This window comes from Bowmanella denitrificans (assembly GCF_039522935.1).
Classification (GTDB): domain Bacteria; phylum Pseudomonadota; class Gammaproteobacteria; order Enterobacterales; family Alteromonadaceae; genus Bowmanella; species Bowmanella denitrificans.
In genome coordinates this window covers 187,904-205,735 of record NZ_BAAAEI010000021.1, presented here as the reverse complement: position 1 = coordinate 205,735, position 17,832 = coordinate 187,904, and the positions used below count along the sequence as shown (strand labels likewise).

General features: G+C 51.9%; 15 protein-coding genes. 10 read left to right on the top strand and 5 right to left on the bottom strand.

Features of this window, described 5'->3' with window-relative positions:
* Positions 1-7 precede the first annotated feature (7 nt).
* The 5 genes from hisS to ABD028_RS17560 all read left to right on the top strand — a co-directional run bounded on the left by hisS (position 8) and on the right by ABD028_RS17560 (position 5,255).
* Positions 8-1,291, top strand: coding sequence for a histidine--tRNA ligase (hisS, locus tag ABD028_RS17580; protein ID WP_343846629.1), 1,284 nt, complete (start codon positions 8-10; stop codon positions 1,289-1,291).
* Positions 1,292-1,303: 12 nt separating this feature from the next.
* A complete protein-coding gene (locus tag ABD028_RS17575) occupies positions 1,304-1,924 on the top strand; it encodes a YfgM family protein (protein WP_102795803.1) in 621 nt (206 codons plus the stop codon).
* Positions 1,925-1,935: 11 nt separating this feature from the next.
* Positions 1,936-3,183: an outer membrane protein assembly factor BamB gene (bamB, locus tag ABD028_RS17570; protein ID WP_425542130.1), complete on the top strand. Its 1,248-nt coding sequence runs from the start codon at positions 1,936-1,938 to the stop codon at positions 3,181-3,183.
* A gap of 135 nt (positions 3,184-3,318) precedes the next feature.
* A complete protein-coding gene (gene der, locus ABD028_RS17565; RefSeq protein WP_102795802.1) occupies positions 3,319-4,767 on the top strand; it encodes a ribosome biogenesis GTPase Der in 1,449 nt (482 codons plus the stop codon).
* Complete coding sequence (locus tag ABD028_RS17560; RefSeq protein ID WP_343846624.1) at positions 4,767-5,255, top strand: histidine phosphatase family protein; 489 nt, start codon at positions 4,767-4,769, stop codon at positions 5,253-5,255. The genes der and ABD028_RS17560 overlap by 1 nt, the downstream gene beginning before the upstream one ends.
* Before the next feature lie 57 nt (positions 5,256-5,312).
* Here ABD028_RS17560 and xseA read toward each other — a convergent pair whose 3' ends face one another.
* Positions 5,313-6,659 (bottom strand): exodeoxyribonuclease VII large subunit, encoded by a 1,347-nt coding sequence (xseA, locus tag ABD028_RS17555; RefSeq protein ID WP_343846622.1) that lies wholly within the window; start codon positions 6,657-6,659, stop codon positions 5,313-5,315.
* Between the two features lie 100 nt (positions 6,660-6,759).
* Between xseA and guaB the strand changes: the two genes are divergently transcribed.
* Both guaB and guaA read left to right on the top strand, forming a co-directional pair.
* Complete coding sequence (gene guaB / locus ABD028_RS17550) at positions 6,760-8,229, top strand: IMP dehydrogenase (RefSeq protein WP_343846620.1); 1,470 nt, start codon at positions 6,760-6,762, stop codon at positions 8,227-8,229.
* An 88-nt stretch (positions 8,230-8,317) separates the two neighbouring features.
* A complete protein-coding gene (guaA, locus tag ABD028_RS17545) occupies positions 8,318-9,895 on the top strand; it encodes a glutamine-hydrolyzing GMP synthase (protein ID WP_343846618.1) in 1,578 nt (525 codons plus the stop codon).
* Positions 9,896-10,068: 173 nt separating this feature from the next.
* Here the strand turns inward: guaA and ABD028_RS17540 are convergent, their stop codons facing one another.
* Positions 10,069-10,284 (bottom strand): hypothetical protein, encoded by a 216-nt coding sequence (locus ABD028_RS17540; protein ID WP_343846617.1) that lies wholly within the window; start codon positions 10,282-10,284, stop codon positions 10,069-10,071.
* Between the two features lie 187 nt (positions 10,285-10,471).
* Between ABD028_RS17540 and tadA the strand changes: the two genes are divergently transcribed.
* Positions 10,472-10,951, top strand: coding sequence for a tRNA adenosine(34) deaminase TadA (gene tadA, locus ABD028_RS17535; protein WP_343846673.1), 480 nt, complete (start codon positions 10,472-10,474; stop codon positions 10,949-10,951).
* Here the strand turns inward: tadA and ABD028_RS17530 are convergent.
* Both ABD028_RS17530 and mltF read right to left on the bottom strand, forming a co-directional pair.
* Complete coding sequence (locus ABD028_RS17530; protein WP_172449284.1) at positions 10,948-11,100, bottom strand: hypothetical protein; 153 nt, start codon at positions 11,098-11,100, stop codon at positions 10,948-10,950. The two genes, tadA and ABD028_RS17530, sit on opposite strands and share 4 nt — an antisense overlap.
* Positions 11,101-11,194: 94 nt before the next feature.
* Positions 11,195-12,634, bottom strand: coding sequence for a membrane-bound lytic murein transglycosylase MltF (gene mltF, locus ABD028_RS17525; RefSeq protein WP_343846616.1), 1,440 nt, complete (start codon positions 12,632-12,634; stop codon positions 11,195-11,197).
* A gap of 266 nt (positions 12,635-12,900) precedes the next feature.
* On the opposite strand from mltF, the gene purL reads away from it, so the two are divergent.
* Together purL and ABD028_RS17515 are read left to right on the top strand one after the other, a co-directional pair.
* The gene (gene purL / locus ABD028_RS17520; RefSeq protein WP_343846614.1) at positions 12,901-16,782 is read left to right on the top strand and encodes a phosphoribosylformylglycinamidine synthase; all 3,882 of its coding nucleotides are present in this window, start codon (positions 12,901-12,903) and stop codon (positions 16,780-16,782) included.
* Positions 16,783-17,099: 317 nt separating this feature from the next.
* Positions 17,100-17,243 (top strand): hypothetical protein, encoded by a 144-nt coding sequence (locus tag ABD028_RS17515; protein WP_172449283.1) that lies wholly within the window; start codon positions 17,100-17,102, stop codon positions 17,241-17,243.
* Here ABD028_RS17515 and smrA read toward each other — a convergent pair.
* A complete protein-coding gene (smrA, locus tag ABD028_RS17510) occupies positions 17,215-17,796 on the bottom strand; it encodes a DNA endonuclease SmrA (RefSeq protein ID WP_343846613.1) in 582 nt (193 codons plus the stop codon). The genes ABD028_RS17515 and smrA overlap by 29 nt on opposite strands.
* Between the last annotated feature and the right edge of the window lie 36 nt (positions 17,797-17,832).

Below are 17,832 nucleotides of genomic sequence, written 5' to 3'. Positions count from 1 at the left end.
GACACAGGTGAGTAAGCAAATTCAGGCCATTCGCGGAATGAATGACTGCCTGCCGGAACAATCCGGTCTATGGCAGTGGGTAGAGCAGAACATACGTGACACCGTTAAGAGTTACGGCTACCAGGAAATCCGCACCCCCATAGTGGAAAGCACCGATCTTTTTAAACGTTCTATCGGCGAAGTGACTGATATCGTAGAAAAAGAAATGTACACCTTTGAGGATCGCAACGGCGACAGCCTGACTTTGCGCCCTGAAGGAACGGCCAGTACAGTGCGAGCTGGCAATGAACACGGCCTGCTGTATAACCAACAGCAGCGCTTGTGGTATATGGGGCCGATGTTCCGCCATGAACGTCCGCAAAAGGGGCGTTATCGTCAATTTCACCAATTCGGTGTGGAAACCTTTGGTTTGCCAGGGCCTGACATTGACGTGGAAGTGATTCTGCTGACCGCCAGGTTATGGCAGAAATTTGGTCTTTCCGACAAAGTGCATCTGGAAATTAATTCGCTGGGCTCCAGCGAGTCCCGGGCAGAGTATCGTGATGCACTGGTGGCTTATCTTAAGCAACACGAAGACAAGCTGGATGAAGACAGCAAACGTCGCATGTCGACCAACCCGCTACGGGTGCTGGACAGCAAAAACCCAGAAGTGCAGGCGTTATTGCCAGATGCACCGGACTTACTGGACTACATCGACGACGAGTCTCGCCAGCATTTTGATTTATTGTGTGAACGTTTAGCCCAGGCTGGTATCCAATACCGGGTTAATTCGCGCCTGGTGCGTGGACTGGATTATTACAATCGCACTGTTTTTGAATGGGTAACCGATGCGCTCGGTGCTCAGGGCACAGTGTGTGCAGGCGGTCGCTACGATGGCCTGGTAGAGCAGTTAGGAGGCAAGGCGACGCCCGCTGTGGGATTTGCCATGGGTCTTGAGCGTTTGGTTTTGCTGCTGGAATCCCTGCAGTTGGTCGAGTTGCCCGCGGAGGTAGATGTTTACCTGAGCCTGTTGGGTGATAGAGCCGAAGCTTATGGATTAACGCTGGCTGAATCACTACGCGACGCCTTACCTGGGTTACGAGTGCAAACGCATTGTGGTGGCGGCAATCTGAAAAAGCAGATGAAGCGCGCGGATAAAAGTGGCGCTGCTATTGCCCTGGTCATTGGCGAAGAAGAGGTAAATCAGGCTGTGGTTGGGGTTAAGTACCTGCGTGAAGACAAACCACAGACACAAGTTAGTATTGAGCAGTTGCCATCGCTTCTGGGCGGGGCACTTTCACAGAATCTATAAAAGGGGAACGGGATGGAAATCTACAGTACCGAAGAACAACAAGTCGAAGCCATTAAAAAATTCTGGAAAGAAAACGGTACCGCCATCATCCTCGGTGCGGTAATCGGTTTGGGGGGCCTGTGGGGCTGGCGTTATTACAATGAGCAGCGTATTGCCGGTATGGACGAAGCGTCCAATCAATATCAGCAAGCCATGCAAGGCCTGGAAACCGATGAACAGGGATTCAGCAAGGCGCTGGAGTATGTTAAGGCCAACCCGGACAATAATTATGCGCTGCTGGCGGCGATGCAGCTTGCCCATCAGGCCGTGAGCCGTGACGATTTAAATGAAGCAGCCAAACAACTGGAGTTTGCCGCCTCTAAAGCCAAGGTGCCGGCCATTGCCGCTGTCGCTAAGTTACGTCTTGCCCGCGTGCAATTGCAGCTTGAGCAATACACCGAAGCAATGAGTGCTCTGGATGGTATTGCCGAGGATAGTTTCAAAGCCCAGGTGCAGGAGCTGAAAGGTGACATTCATCTGAAGCAGGGTAATCTTGACAAAGCCAGAGCAGCCTACAGCGCAGCCTTGGAAGTGAGCAGCAACAATTTGCTGAAGATGAAACTGGATAATCTGCCAGCCGTTGCCAGCGTATGAGGAGTATCGGGGTGAAAAAGCCAATTCAGGCGCTGTGTTTGCTTTCGGTGTTGGGACTGTCTGGGTGCTCCATAGTGCCGCAATGGATGGATCCAACAACCTGGTTCGCTGATGAGGAAGAGCTGAAAATCAAACAGCTCAAACCTATTGATGCGCAATTTGTTCCTACCACCCTGTGGCAACAAGACGTCGGTGGTGGCGTTGGTGGGCATTTTTCCCGCCTTAAACCTGCGGTTGCATACGACAAAGTTTTTGCTGCTGATCGCCATGGTGAAGTCATTGCTTTTGATCAGGCAAGCGGCAAACAGCTGTGGCAACGTGATTTTGCCCGTTTCAGTGATGACGGCTGGTTTTCCGGTATTGCCAGATTATGGCGCTCTGGTGAAGCGGCGCGAATCGCTGGTGGCATGGCTGCATCTTACGAGAAGGTATACTTTGGCACCGAAAACGGCGATGTGATCGCGCTGGATATCAATACCGGTGAAACCCTTTGGCAGGCCAAGGTTAAGGGGGAAGTGCTGGCCAAGCCTGCAGTGGCGGATGGCCTGGTAATCGTTAATACCGGCGCTGGCATTATGTTTGCGCTGGATGCAGAGTCCGGTGAACAGCAATGGCTATATGAATCGGAAGTACCGCCGCTGTCGTTACGCGGTATTTCAGCTCCCACTGCGTCAGCGGGCGGTGCCATGGTCGGTACGGCATCGGGTAAGCTGGCCGTGGTGATTATGGAAAACGGTCAGATTGCCTGGGAACAAGCCATTACTGCACCAACCGGTGCCACAGAGCTGGATCGCTTAGTTGACATTGATATCGAGCCGCTGATTTTGGGTGGAGTTATCTATGTGGTGTCTTTCGATGGCACCTTGGCCGCTGTAGAGCTGCGTAGTGGACGGGTGATCTGGAAGCGTGATTATCGGTCTTACCGTCGTATTACCATGGACGCTAACAACCTGTATGTGGTGGACGCAGACAGTGTGGTTTACGGTCTGGACCGCCGCAACGGTGTAGAGTTGTGGAGCCAGAACAGCTTGCGAGGTCGCCTGCTGACGGCGGCAGAGCCTGTGGGCGATTACCTGGTTGCCGGTGATAAATATGGCTTCCTGCATTGGTTTAATCAGTCTGATGGCAAGCTGGTCGCGCGTTTGGATGTGGGTGGTGACGACGAAGACGAAGGTATTTTTGCCGCCCCTGTGGTGGATGGAAAAGTACTCTATACTCTGACTCGCGACGGCCAGTTACGGGCAGTGCAAACACCCTGAAGCATCTGGCCTGAAACCTGATAGAATAGCGGCCCGATTAAGGGCCGTTTTTGTGTTTAATGATCTTTTGCGCCGCAATAGCGGCTCGTATCGCCATATACCGCCGGGCGGTTTGGCAAGTAGGAAATCATCTTTATGTTACCTGTTGTAGCTTTGGTGGGACGACCCAACGTCGGTAAGTCCACCCTGTTTAACCGATTAACCCGCAGCCGGGACGCCCTGGTGGCGGACTTTCCTGGACTGACCCGTGACCGTAAATACGGCCAGGCTAAGTGCGAGGGGCTGCAGTTTATTGTGGTAGATACCGGCGGGATCAGTGGCGATGAGCAAGGGATTGATGCAGAAATGGCGCAACAATCGCTGCTGGCAATTGAAGAAGCCGATGTGGTGATGTTTCTGCTGGATGCCCGGGCTGGTTTGACGGTGGCCGACGAAGCTATTGCCCGTCATCTGCGCATGCAGAATAAGCCAGTACACCTTGTTGCCAATAAAGTTGACGGCATTGATGGTGATAGTGAAGTGGCGGAGTTTTATCGTCTGGCACTGGGTGATGTGCATCAGATTGCCGCGGCTCACGGCCGTGGCGTCGGGCAATTGTTGGATAATTTGGTCAAACCCTTATCCGAACAGTTTCCTGATATGCTGATAGAAGAGCCAGATGTGGCCCAGGAAGAGCTGGATGCAGAAGCACAGCTTGAGAAACTGCAGAGCCTGCCAATTAAACTGGCCATTGTCGGTAAACCCAATGTGGGTAAATCGACACTGACCAACCGTATTCTGGGTGAAGAGCGGGTGGTGGTGTTCGATCAGCCCGGTACCACTAGAGACAGCATCTTTATTCCCATGCAGCGTGACGAGCGAGACTATGTGTTGATAGACACAGCCGGCGTGCGCAGGCGTAAAAAAGTCTCAGACATGGTGGAAAAGTTCTCCATCGTTAAAACGCTGCAAGCCATTGAAGAAGCCAACGTGGTACTGATGGTGATTGACGCCAGAGAAGGGATCACCGATCAGGATCTCAGCCTGCTGGGTTTTGTGCTTAATTCAGGTCGATCTTTGGTGCTGGCCGTGAATAAATGGGACGGCCTGGATGTGTCGGTAAAAGATGATATCAAGCGGGAGTTGGACAGACGTTTGGGTTTCATTGATTTTGCTCGTCTGCATTTTATTTCGGCGTTGCACGGCTCCGGGGTGGGCAACCTGTTTGAGTCGGTGCAGGAAGCCTATGATTCTGCCACCCGCAGAATTAACACCTCTATTTTGACCCGCATTATGGAAATGGCCCAGGCTGACCATCAACCGCCGTTGATTCGCGGTCGCCGGGTAAAAATGAAATACGCCCATGCGGGGGGATATAATCCACCGGTGATCGTTATCCACGGTAATCAGGTGCAGGATTTGCCCGATGCCTATAAGCGGTATCTGATGAACTATTTCAGAAAGTCTCTGAAGGTGATGGGCACGCCGATTCGCATTGAGTTTCGTGAAGGGGCTAACCCCTTTGAAGGTAAGAAAAATCAATTGACCCTGGCTCAGGAACGCAAACGCAAACGCCTGATGACTTTTCATAAGAAGAAGTCGTGATGCGCCTGGTCTTATTGCTATTGGTCGGCCTGTTACAGGTTGATGTTGCCCTGGCGAATGACTTCACTGTGTATTTAATTCGCCACGGCGAAAAACAACTGGAGCAGGGTAAGGATCCGGCACTGACTGTCGACGGATTACAACGTGCTGACAACCTGGCACAAATGCTGTCTGCGGTACCACTGACCGCTATCTACAGTACCGATTACCGCCGTACCCAGCAAACCGTTGCTGCCCTTGCCGGGCAAAAGGGAATCGAAGTGCAAAGCTACCCGCCGGGCCAGTTGGCGACATTGGCTGCCACCCTGAAACAACACAGACAGAACGCACTGGTAGTGGGGCACAGTAACACCACACCTGAGTTACTGGCACTGCTGGGTGGAGGTGACGTGCAGATGGATGAGTCCAATTACGGCGATCTTTACCAACTGGTTTTTGCTGATGACAAGGTGTTTGTGACTCACCTTAGAGTACCGTTACAACCATAGCCACTAACGCGATTCAGACGGAGCGTATTACTGTGCTTCAGGCCTGGATAACACAGGTCAGTGGCCGTTGGACTCCAGACCTTTGACCTCGCTGATAATAGTACCATCAGCCAGTTTAGTGGTTAACTGATCGCCTTGTTTAATGTCGCCAAGGGTTTTAACCACCTTATCGCCTATGAGGCTGATACTGTAACCCCTTGCGAGCGTGGCAAGGGGGCTCACCGTATCCAGTAAGTGGCCGTTTGCGGCCAGACGCTGACCCTTGCTTATCAGTAACTGTTGCATATTGCGGATCAGACTTTGCTGCAGATAATGCAGTTGCTGTGTTTGTCCGGTAAGCTGCTGAGCGGGTGAGTAGTGCATCAGACGACTTTCCAGTGTTTGTAATCTTTCCTGTGTTTTAGATAAGTGACGTTGTAAAAAGAAGGTCAGGGTATCCGCCAGTCTGTCCAGTTGTTGTGCTTGCTGGTGCAAACGGGCTTGCGGATGATGGCGGGCCAGGCGGCTTTCCAGCAACTGCTGGCTGTAGGCTTTTGTCTCCATTAAGGCCGTCAGACGCTGGCGTAACCGAATGGCCAACTGGTTAACGCGATTTTGCAGCTCGTCTTTGTCCTGACTGACCAGCTCAGCCGCTGCGGAGGGGGTAGGGGCACGCAGATCAGCAACAAAATCAGCAATGCTGACATCAACCTCATGGCCCACGGCACTGATAACCTGCAATCTGGAGGCATAAATACAGCGGGCCAGGCGCTCGTCGTTAAAACACCACAGGTCTTCCAACGAGCCACCACCGCGACCGACAATTAATATGTCCACTTCGGCGCGTAGATTAGCAAGCTCGATAGCGCGGATTAACTGCATTGGCGCTGCTTCACCTTGCACCTGACTGGGGTAAAGAACGACTTCAATGGCCGGGTTACGTCTTTTCAGCACCGTGAGTATGTCGTGCATGGCTGCGCCGGTTGGCGAGGTGATCACACCGACTTTAAGAATCGGCTGGGGCAGGGGGCGTTTATGACTCTGATCGAACAACCCTTCAGTCAACAGCTTGCGTTTAAGCTGTTCAAATTGCTGCTTTAATAAGCCCTCGCCCTCTGGCTCCATATGCTCGACAATTAACTGATAATCACCTCGTGGCTCATACAGACTGATACTGGCACGCACCAGCACCCTATCGCCTTCCCGTGGGCGCATGCTGACCCGCCGATTGGCGTTTTTAAACATGGCAGCACGTACCTGAGCACGCTCATCTTTAAGGGTGAAATACCAGTGCCCTGAGCTGGCCGCAACAAAATTGGATATCTCTGCCCGCACCCAGATAATCCCAATCTCACTTTCCAGTACTTGACGGGCAAAACGGTTCAGGTGGCTGACGGTGTAGATTTGTTGAGTACTTGATGACATAAAAAAACTTATCCGGCGGCAAGAAAACAAGTTTACCCTAAAGGGCAAAACAGCTACAATTGCGCCGCAACTAAATCCTCATTCTAAAGGTGTTGTTGCGATGCTCAGAATCGAAAAAGAAGCCCTGACTTTCGATGATGTTTTGTTAGTCCCAGGTCATTCTACCGTCCTTCCTCATACTGCCAGTTTAAAGACCCGCTTAACCCGTGGTGTTGAACTGAATATCCCGATGATTTCTGCCGCAATGGACACCGTCAGTGAGGCTCGTTTAGCTATTGCTTTGGCCCAGGAAGGTGGCATTGGTTTTATTCACAAGAATATGACCGCTGAAGATCAGGCCAGTCATGTGCGCCAGGTGAAAAAATACGAAAGTGGCGTGGTGTCTGATCCAATGACGGTGACACCGGATGCCACCATAGGGGAAATCAATGCGCTGAGCAAGCAGCATGGCTATTCGGGCTTTCCGGTTGTTGACAGAGACAATAATCTGGTGGGCATAGTGACAGGTCGCGACCTGCGTTTCGAGAACAATCTTAGCCTGCCGATTGCCAATGTCATGACCCCCAAAGAACGTCTGGTGACAGTTAAAGAAGGCGCAAGCTCCGAAGAAGTGCTGGGATTGATGCATGAACACCGCATTGAGAAAATTCTGGTGGTGGACAACGCCTTTAAACTTAAGGGCCTGATTACCGTAAAAGATTTCCAGAAAGCCGAAAGTAAGCCAAATGCCTGTAAAGATGCCCTTGGGCGGTTGCGCGTTGGGGCTGCCGTCAGCGTGGGTGCCGGCACCGATGAGCGCATCAAGTTGTTGGTAGAGGCCGGTGTGGATGTATTGCTGATTGATACCTCTCACGGTCATTCCCAGGGGGTAATTGATCGGGTTAAGAAAGTGCGCGCCGATTATCCTGAACTGCAAATTATTGCTGGTAATGTGGCGACGTCAGAAGGTGCCAAAGCCCTGGCCGACGCCGGTGTGGATGCGGTAAAAGTAGGGATTGGCCCTGGCTCTATCTGTACTACCCGTATCGTGACAGGTTGCGGCGTGCCGCAAATAACCGCTGTTTCAGATGCGGTCGAAGGGTTAAAAGGCACGGATATCCCGGTGATCGCCGACGGCGGTATTCGCTTTTCCGGTGATATCGCCAAAGCCCTGGCGGCCGGTGCCAGTTGTGTGATGGTAGGCAGTATGTTGGCCGGTACGGAAGAAGCACCGGGTGAAGTGGAACTGTATCAGGGCCGCTACTATAAGTCCTATCGCGGTATGGGCTCACTGGGGGCGATGAATCAAAGCCATGGTTCCTCTGACCGTTATTTCCAGGACAGCAAAAACGCTGAGAAGCTGGTACCTGAAGGTATCGAAGGTCGTGTGGCTTATAAAGGCCCGATTGCCACTATCGTTCACCAGCAGATGGGTGGACTGCGCAGCGCCATGGGCCTGACCGGCTGTGCCACCATTGAAGAGCTGCGTACCAAAGCCAAATTTGTGCGGGTGACGTCGGCAGGCATGGGCGAGTCGCATGTGCACGATGTGACTATTACCAAAGAAGCACCTAACTACCGCTTAGGCTAATTCACAGACAGATTAAACGGGGGAGCAGGGCAGCTCCCCTTGATTCTTCAGCGCGGCCTGGCCGCAGACACACTCAAATGGGAAATCCATGACTGTAAATATTCATGACCATCGCATATTGATCCTGGACTTTGGTTCTCAGTACACCCAGCTTATTGCCCGTCGTATCCGTGAAATCGGCGTATATTGTGAACTGTGGGCGTGGGATGTCACAGAAGCGCAAATCCGTGAATTCAATCCACAGGGGATTATCCTGTCTGGTGGCCCGGAGTCGGTCACCGAAGCGGGCTCACCACGTGCGCCTGATTATGTATTTAATGCCGGGGTACCGGTATTTGGTATCTGTTATGGTATGCAGACCATGGCCGAACAACTGGGCGGAAAGGTGCAGGGCTCTAATATCCGTGAGTTCGGCTATGCCCAGGTTGAAGTGCTTAAGTCTTCGCCCTTGTTGGACAAAATTGAGGACCATATCAGCACAGGCGGCAATGCACTGCTGGATGTTTGGATGAGCCACGGTGACAAAGTCAGCGCCATACCCGATGGTTTTGCTACCCTGGCCAGTACCGAGAGCTGCCCCTTTGCGGCCATGGCCAACGAGGAAAAGCGTTTCTATGGCGTGCAGTTCCACCCTGAAGTCACCCACACCCGTCAGGGCCAGCGTTTGCTGGAGCATTTTGTGCTGGATATCTGCGGCTGTGAGAAACTCTGGACACCGGCCTCTATTATCGAAGATGCGGTTGAGCGTATTCGTGCCCAGGTTGGGGACGATGAGGTGATTCTCGGCTTGTCCGGCGGTGTGGACTCGTCTGTTACCGCCATGCTGCTGCATCGCGCTATTGGTAAAAATCTAACCTGCGTATTTGTCGACAATGGCTTACTGCGTTTAAACGAAGGCCAGCAGGTGATGGATATGTTTGGCGATCATTTTGGCCTGAACATCGTCAAGGTGGATGCCGAACAACGTTTCCTTGGTGAGCTTGCCGGAGTCGAAGATCCAGAAGCCAAACGTAAAGTGATTGGACGTGTGTTTGTAGAAGTGTTTGACGAGCAAGCCTCCAAACGTGCCAATGCCAAATGGCTGGCGCAGGGCACCATTTACCCGGATGTGATCGAATCGGCAGGCTCTGCCACAGGTAAAGCGCATGTGATCAAGTCTCACCATAATGTCGGCGGTTTACCCGACGATATGGAGCTGGGACTGGTGGAACCATTGCGTGAACTGTTTAAAGACGAAGTGCGCAAGGTCGGCCTGGAGCTTGGCTTGCCTTACGATATGCTGTATCGCCACCCCTTCCCTGGACCAGGCTTAGGTGTACGTGTACTGGGCGAAGTGAAAAAAGAATATTGCGATCTGCTGCGCCGCGCCGACGCCATCTTTATCGAAGAGCTGCATAAAGCCGACTTGTACAACAAAGTCAGCCAGGCCTTTACCGTATTCCTGCCGGTGCGCTCGGTTGGGGTTATGGGCGATGCACGTAAATACGACTGGGTAGTCTCTCTGCGCGCGGTCGAAACCATCGACTTTATGACCGCCCACTGGGCGCATCTGCCGTATGATTTCCTCGGTAAGGTGTCTAACCGTATTATCAATGAAATCGATGGGATTTCCCGTGTGGTTTATGATATCTCCGGTAAGCCACCAGCCACTATTGAGTGGGAATGACAAAGGTTAGGTGAAGGCTTGCACAGGCCGTCAATAAATTGATAAAAAAGCCCATGTTTTTATGGGCTTTTTTATGTCTGTTTCAATTCCGCTAGTTGGGCAAGATGACTGTTCAGGTCCAGGCCTTCGTCACTGGCATTGACCGTCACAAAATAAGCATGCCAACCATTTGGCTATTTAAGGTTGTCGAACTGTCGTTTTAAATCGTAGTTATCATCAGTGACAATTTTTTCCAATGTCTGAATTCTTTCCCGTAAAGTAGTGACTTCCTGCTTAAGGTTGTTTAATTCATTCTCGTTAAGCTTCGGGGCCTTCTTATGTCTGGAATTCACCAGTTCAACCAATGCCCAGCAAACGATGGCGACAATGGCCACAGCAGTCAAATTCATAGTTAATCCTTACACTTGTTTGGGAAATATCCTAACTTGTTTTGCAAATAGTTAGCCAATCAAAAATGCTTTATAATTCATGTGATTAAAAAATAGTGCTGGATTTAATAGAAATAAAAGTGGCCGTTCAAACCAATTGATAGCCAGATTCACCAACCTGACGGATGTTTTTATAGTGACTGATGAGATGTGGATGTCCAGGGCCCTGGAACTGGCCAAGCAAGCCTGGCAGGAGAACGAGATCCCGGTCGGTGCCATTTTGGTCAGAAATGATCAGATAGTGGGGCAGGGCTGGAATCGGCCGATTGGCAGCCACGACCCTTCTGCCCATGCAGAAATGCTGGCGGTGCGCCAGGCCGGACAAGCCATTGGCAATTACCGATTGTTGGATACCACCCTATATGTGACGCTGGAACCTTGCCCAATGTGTGCCGGATTGCTGGTGCACAGCCGTATTCAGCGCCTGGTATTTGGTGCCGCCGACTTAAAAACCGGAGCTTGTGGTTCGGTGATGGATCTGGTGCGCCACCCGAGCTTGAATCATCAGCTTGAGGTGACCGGCGGCGTACTGGCCGAACCTTGTGGTGCGCTATTGTCTGATTTCTTTAAGTGGCGCCGTGCACAGAAAAAAGCGGAAAAACAGCAAAAATCGACGAGAGAGGATTAGCAGGCTTGTGCCATATCCACGGGCATATCAGCGGATTGAAAGGTCTGGCGGCGCAGTTGCACTTTCTTTAATACTTTTTTCAACACCTGGCGGCGGCGCTGACCTGAGCTCACCGGCTTTCTGGCTTTAAATACACTTCTTTTACGCATAATACCTCCATATCACTTCTTCATCTTACTGTCGCATACCTATATGACAGCTTTGTTAAAGCGTAGACAGCATATGATGGCGATTAATTCCAAATCAATCGGTAGATTGTAACTTTTCGTCGATGGAATCAGATTCAGGCAGGCTTTGCGGCTGTTGTTTTTCGCGCTGTTCTTCCAGCCACACCAGCGTATCGTAGTAACGGCGGATGTTGGAAACGTAGGTGACCGCTTCGTCACCTCGGGCATAGCCATAACGGGTGGTTTTATAGTGTTTTTTCTGGCGTAGCAGTGGCAGGCGTAGTTTCACGTCCACCCACAGATCCGGATTGGCGCCCTGACGCTCGGTGAGGATTCTGGCGTCTTCAAGGTGGCCCATACCAACGTTATAAGCAGCCAAGGCAAACCAGATGCGATCCGGGTGGCGAATACGATCCGGAATACGCCGGATAAGTTCCTGCAAATATTGGGAGCCACCACGAATACTCTGCTCTGCATCCAGCCTGGATGTTACGCCAAGATCTTTGGCGGTAGGTAGGGTCAGCATCATCATACCGCGCACTCCGGTTGGCGACTTGGCCTTGGGATCCCAATGGCTTTCCTGATAACTCATGGCGGCCAGCAATTGCCAGTCCAGACTGCCTGCATGTTCTTCAAACCACTTTCTGTACTTGGGCAGAACATTATCCACGGCTTGAATAAACAGGCGGGTATCCACATAATTAAATTGCCGTACATGGCCGAAATATTTATCTTCCAGTGCCGCCAATCGGCCGGATTGCTGCAAATTACCAAAATAGTCCAGCATGGCGGAAAACAATGAGTCGTCCTGCTTCTTACTCATGGCCCAGGCTACCCGCTGCGGTTCCTGCAGGGTAAAGCCAATAGCCAACTCTGGATGACGACGGCGCATCAGTGCCAGGATATTCGAATCCGTGACCGTGTAGTCATATTGCCCGGCGATAACCGCTTCCATCAACTCTTCAGAGTCCATATCGCTGCTTTCCTGCCAGGTCAAAGCAGGATATTGCTGTTTTAGGCTGTTTAACGTATCTGTGTGACTGCTGTCTGCCACCACAATCAGGCTTCCGCTGAGATCGCTGACATCCCGCGGACGCTGCTGGCCTTGCTTAAACACCAGCTTCTGACTGACTTGCTGATAGGGGGGGCCGAAGCGAAAATGCTCAGCGCGTTGCCTGGTGACGGTCAATTCCGCCGCCAGTAAATCCAGATTCTGTTGCTCAAGGTGATAAAAAGACTGACTCAGGCTGTAGTAGGGAAAAATTTCCAGTTTCACCCCCAGATAGTCAGCAAAACCCTTGGCCAATTCGTATTCAAAACCTTCTGGGCCGCCCGGACCTGTATAGTAGGTGGTGAGTCCATACAATGTGCCTACTTTCAGCACCCCACGTTCCAGCACCAGACCCAAACTACTTTGTGATGGGGCGCGGTCGCAGGAAAGCAGCAACAAAGCACCTAGCACTAAAGTCAGGTGTTTAAGATTACTGATAAGGTTACTTCTTTTTGCGACTGCCATGAACTACAGGTAGAAAATACATAAGCCGCCATTGTGACCAAAAAGTGCATTGGGTGCCAGCCTTTAAGCGCAACTAACCATGTAGCCAAGCCCGAATAATGTAAGGGATTTTTGCGCCTATGCCGGTATGAAGGGCTGATAACAGCAAAGCTTATCAGACGGGCGATTTTCTACTATAATCCGCCGCGCAAATTCCTGACGACCGAGCCATCTGCCCATATTAAGCGTAGATGAGTCCTAAACATTGAACTTTGGGTGACTAAAACATGCTGATCCTCCGCGGTGCGCCAGCCCTTTCCGACTTCCGAATCCAAAAGCTGCTGACTCAGTTGGCCGAACAACAGCTGGATGTAACCGACCTGCACGCAGAGTATGTGCACTTTGCCCAGGTAACACAGGCGCTGACCAGCGAGGAAGCCGAAGTGCTGAACAGCTTGCTGGTGTATGGACCCAAAGTCGCAGAGCATGCAGCAGACGGCGAACTGGTGTTGGTGGTGCCACGCCCTGGTACTATTTCTCCCTGGTCCTCCAAAGCTACCGATATTGCCCACAACTGCGGTCTGAATAAGGTCAAACGCTTAGAGCGCGGTATTGCCTATTATGTAAAAGGGGTGGCAACGGGCAAATTAGCCGATGTGGCTGCCATGCTGCATGACAGAATGACAGAATCTACATTTGCTGATCTGCAACAAGCCCAGCAGCTATTTATTGAGCAGCAACCTGCTGCCATGACCAGTGTGGATATTCTCGGCCATGGTCGTGGTGCGCTTGAGACAGCCAACGTTGAAATGGGACTGGCCCTGGCAGAAGATGAAATTGACTATCTGGTCAGCAGCTTTGAACGCCTGGGACGTAACCCCAATGACGTCGAACTCTATATGTTTGCCCAGGCCAACTCTGAGCATTGTCGACATAAGATATTTAATGCCGACTGGACCATTGATGGGGCTGCCCAGCCCAAGTCCTTGTTCAAAATGATCAAAAACACCTTTGAACATTGCCCTGACTACGTGCATTCGGCCTACAAAGATAACGCCGCGGTAATGGAAGGATCGATAGCAGGACGTTTTTTCCCCGATCCTGCCAGTGGCCAGTATCAGTATCATCAGGAAAGTATCGATATTCTGATGAAAGTGGAAACCCACAACCACCCAACGGCTATTTCGCCATTCCCTGGTGCTGCGACCGGCTCCGGTGGTGAAATTCGGGATGAAGGTGCCACAGGTCGTGGTGCAAAACCTAAAGCCGGTCTGGTGGGTTTTTCCGTATCTAACCTGCGTTTGCCTGGCAATGAACAGCCTTGGGAGCAGGACTTTGGCAAGCCCGGTCATATTGCCAGTGCCCTGGATATTATGATTGAAGGCCCGCTTGGCGGCGCCGCATTTAACAATGAATTTGGCCGACCCAATATTCTTGGCTATTTCCGTACCTACGAGCAGCAGGTTAACAGCTTCAACGGCGAAGAGATTCGCGGTTATCACAAACCTATTATGCTGGCCGGTGGTCTGGGTAATATTCGTGCCCAGCATACGCAAAAAGCCGAGATCCCGGTGGGGGCCAAGCTGATTGTGTTAGGTGGTCCGGCCATGAATATCGGGTTGGGTGGTGGTGCGGCCTCATCTATGGCGGCCGGCCAGTCCAACCAGGATCTGGATTTTGCCTCAGTACAGCGCGACAACCCGGAAATTGAACGCCGTTGTCAGGAAGTAATAGATCGCTGCTGGCAGCTTGGGGAAGACAACCCTATTCAGTTTATTCACGATGTGGGCGCCGGCGGTATTTCCAATGCTTTCCCTGAGCTGGTCAATGACGGCGGCCGCGGCGGACGTTTTGAGCTGCGTAATGTGCCTAATGACGAACCCGGTATGTCACCTCTGCAGGTTTGGTGTAATGAATCCCAGGAACGTTATGTTCTGGCGGTCGCACCACATAACCTGGCACGTTTTGAGGCTATTTGTGAACGTGAACGTGCGCCTTTCGCAGTCGTGGGTGAAGCGACTGCCGAGCCGCATCTGACCCTGACCGACAGTCATTTTGATAACAAGCCGGTGGATCTGCCTTTGGATGTATTGTTGGGTAAACCACCCAAGATGCATCGCGATGTGCAATCCAGCAAGGCCGCAGGGACAGAATTTGACACCGCAACGATAAAGTTGGATGAAGCGGCTGAGCGCTTGTTGCAATTGCCGACTATTGCTGAAAAAACCTTCCTGATCACCATAGGCGATCGCAGTGTGACGGGTTTGGTTAATCGTGATCAGATGGTTGGCCCCTGGCAGATCCCGGTGGCGGATGTGGCGGTGACTGCTGCCGGTTATGACACCTATCACGGCGAAGCCATGGCCATGGGTGAACGGACTCCTGTGGCGCTGCTGAGCCATGGTGCCTCGGCGCGTATGGCGGTGGCGGAAGCGATTACCAATATTGCTGCGGCGGATATCGGCGAACTGAAACGCATCAAGTTATCGGCCAACTGGATGGCCGCTGCCGGTCACCCAGGCGAGGATGCCGGTTTGTATGAAGCGGTTAAAGCGGTGGGTGAAGAGCTTTGTCCGGCCCTGGACTTAACCATTCCGGTGGGCAAAGACAGTATGTCGATGAAGATGCGTTGGCAGGACAATGGCCAGGACAAGGCGGTGACAGCCCCTCTGTCGCTGGTGATTTCCGCCTTTGCCCGGGTAGAAGATGTGCGTCGTACCTTAACCCCGCAGTTGCTTCTGGATAAGGGCGCTTCACAGCTAATTCTGATTGATCTGGGTGGCGGTAAAAACCGTCTGGGCGCGTCTTGTCTGGCCCAGGTATACGGTCAGCTTGGCAATAGCGCACCGGATCTGGATAACCCCGAATTGCTGCGTGGCTTCTTTAATGCCGTGCAAAGTCTGAACCGCCAGGGCCTGATTTGGGCCTACCATGACAGGTCCGACGGCGGTCTGTTTACCACCTTGGCAGAAATGGCTTTTGCTGGGCATTGTGGTGTGGACGTTAAGCTGGACGGTTTGGGGGACGCCCTGTCAGCTCTGTATAACGAAGAACTGGGCGCCGTGTTGCAGGTGCCGGCGGATAAACTGGACGCGGTGATGCAAGTCTTTGCCGCCAATGGTTTGACTGAGCTGGTGCATAACATCGGTCAGGCAATCGATGGCGATAAGCTGCAATTCAGCCTTGCCGGTGAGATTGTGTTGTCCAATAGCCGCAGCCATTACCGCAGATTGTGGGCACAAACTACTCACCAGATGCAGTCTATGCGTGACAATCCAGATTGTGCAGCGCAGGAACTGGCGATTAAAACCGATAACGCAGACCCAGGCCTGCATGCCAGTCTGAGTTTCGATCTGAACGAAGATGTGGCCGCGCCCTATATTGCTAAAGGTATTCAGCCTAAGGTGGCTATTCTGCGTGAGCAGGGCGTCAACTCCCATGTGGAAATGGCAGCAGCCTTCAGCCGCGCCGGGTTTAATGCCATTGATGTGCATATGAGTGACATCCTGGCTGGCCGTATCACCCTGGAGCAGTTCCAGGGGCTGGTCGCCTGTGGTGGTTTCTCATACGGTGATGTGCTGGGCGCCGGTGAAGGCTGGGCCAAGTCCATTCTGTTTAATGATATGGCCCGTGAGCAGTTTCAGCGCTTCTTCCACCGCAACGAGACCTTCTCGCTGGGGGTGTGTAACGGCTGTCAGATGATGTCCAATCTTAAGAGCCTGATCCCAGGTGCTGACTTATGGCCGCATTTTGTTACCAACCGCAGTGAACGTTTTGAAGCACGCTTCTCTATGGTCGAGGTGATGCAGTCGGAATCCGTGTTGCTGCAGGGCATGGCTGGCTCCAGAATGCCGGTGGCCGTGTCGCATGGTGAGGGCCGTGCCGAGTTTGCCAATCAGACAGGTTTGCAATCTGTAGTGGACAATCACACCGCAGTGCTACGTTATGTGGATAACTACGGCAAGGTGACAGAGCAGTATCCCGCCAACCCCAATGGTTCACCACAGGGGATCACCGGCCTGACCAGCAAGGACGGCCGCGCAACCATCATGATGCCACACCCGGAGCGCGTGTTCCGAACCGTGGCCAATTCCTGGCATCCGGATGACTGGCAGGAAGACAGCCCATGGATGCGCATATTCCGCAATGCCAGGGTATTTGCAGGATAAATGAATAAACGGACCTTCGGGTCCGTTTTTGCTTTGATCTTGCAGAAAATTTTACCGAAATGATGCGTTTGAGCTAGGTTGGGCGCAAAAATCCCGACTTTTTCCCGATTTATTCATATTTTTTTACTTAAGCTGTTGTTAAATAAAAAAACTGTGTTTAGTATTTGTACCGTTTCGTAACTAAGTGTAATCCGCGATTACCCGAATGCGAAATAAGAGTCAGCTGTTAGCTAGTTTTGGTGGAAAAGGAAGTACCGCGATAGACGCTGAGTCGAGCAAGGATTTGTAGACAGAAAAAATAATAACAGAGACAGTTTATGAATCGCTCATCGAGAGGTTTTGGCCTGGCAGGCGTGTTGTTTGCGGTGATCATTATGGTCGTCACCGCATTCTTTGGTGCCAGGGCCGATGCGGCACCTGCAATGGTGCAGATTAGCGTTTCTGGTGACGTTCACGGTTAACCAGGCGCTGTTGTTCGCTTTTTTTCAGTAGCACGTAGGTGGCTGCCAGGCCGCCGTGGTATTTTTGCGCTGTATGAAAGGCCAATACTTCCGGAATTTGCCTCAACCACTGATTCACATAGCTTTTCAATAAGGCCGGGAAAGGTTTGCTGTGTAGTCCCAGGCCGTGCTGGATAAGCAGAGTACGTAAGCCTCTACGGTGTGCCTGCATCAGGGTTTCAAACAAATTGTGCCGGGCTGACTCAATGCGCTGCATTTGCAGGTTCAGTACTTCATCAATCTGGTATTGGCCGAGACGCAGTTTCTTGTGCACGCCTTCCTGCACTCCGTCTTTTTTGTAATCGAGAAAATCGTAAGGATCCAGGGGCTCGACCTTCTCGACACTCAGGTAGTTGCCATCCTGCTGCAATTGTTTTTCCAGTGCCTGGCGTTTCAGAGACTGCGCCAGCGTAGCTGAAGAGGGACCAATATGGGTCACTTTGTCATCGTGTTTTATCGGCACGACATCGGCCATCGCCTGCAAAAAATTGGTGGGTTGCTGCTGGTCAGACATTGCTCTTTCCCCATTGATTAAACAGTCCGAAGGCGA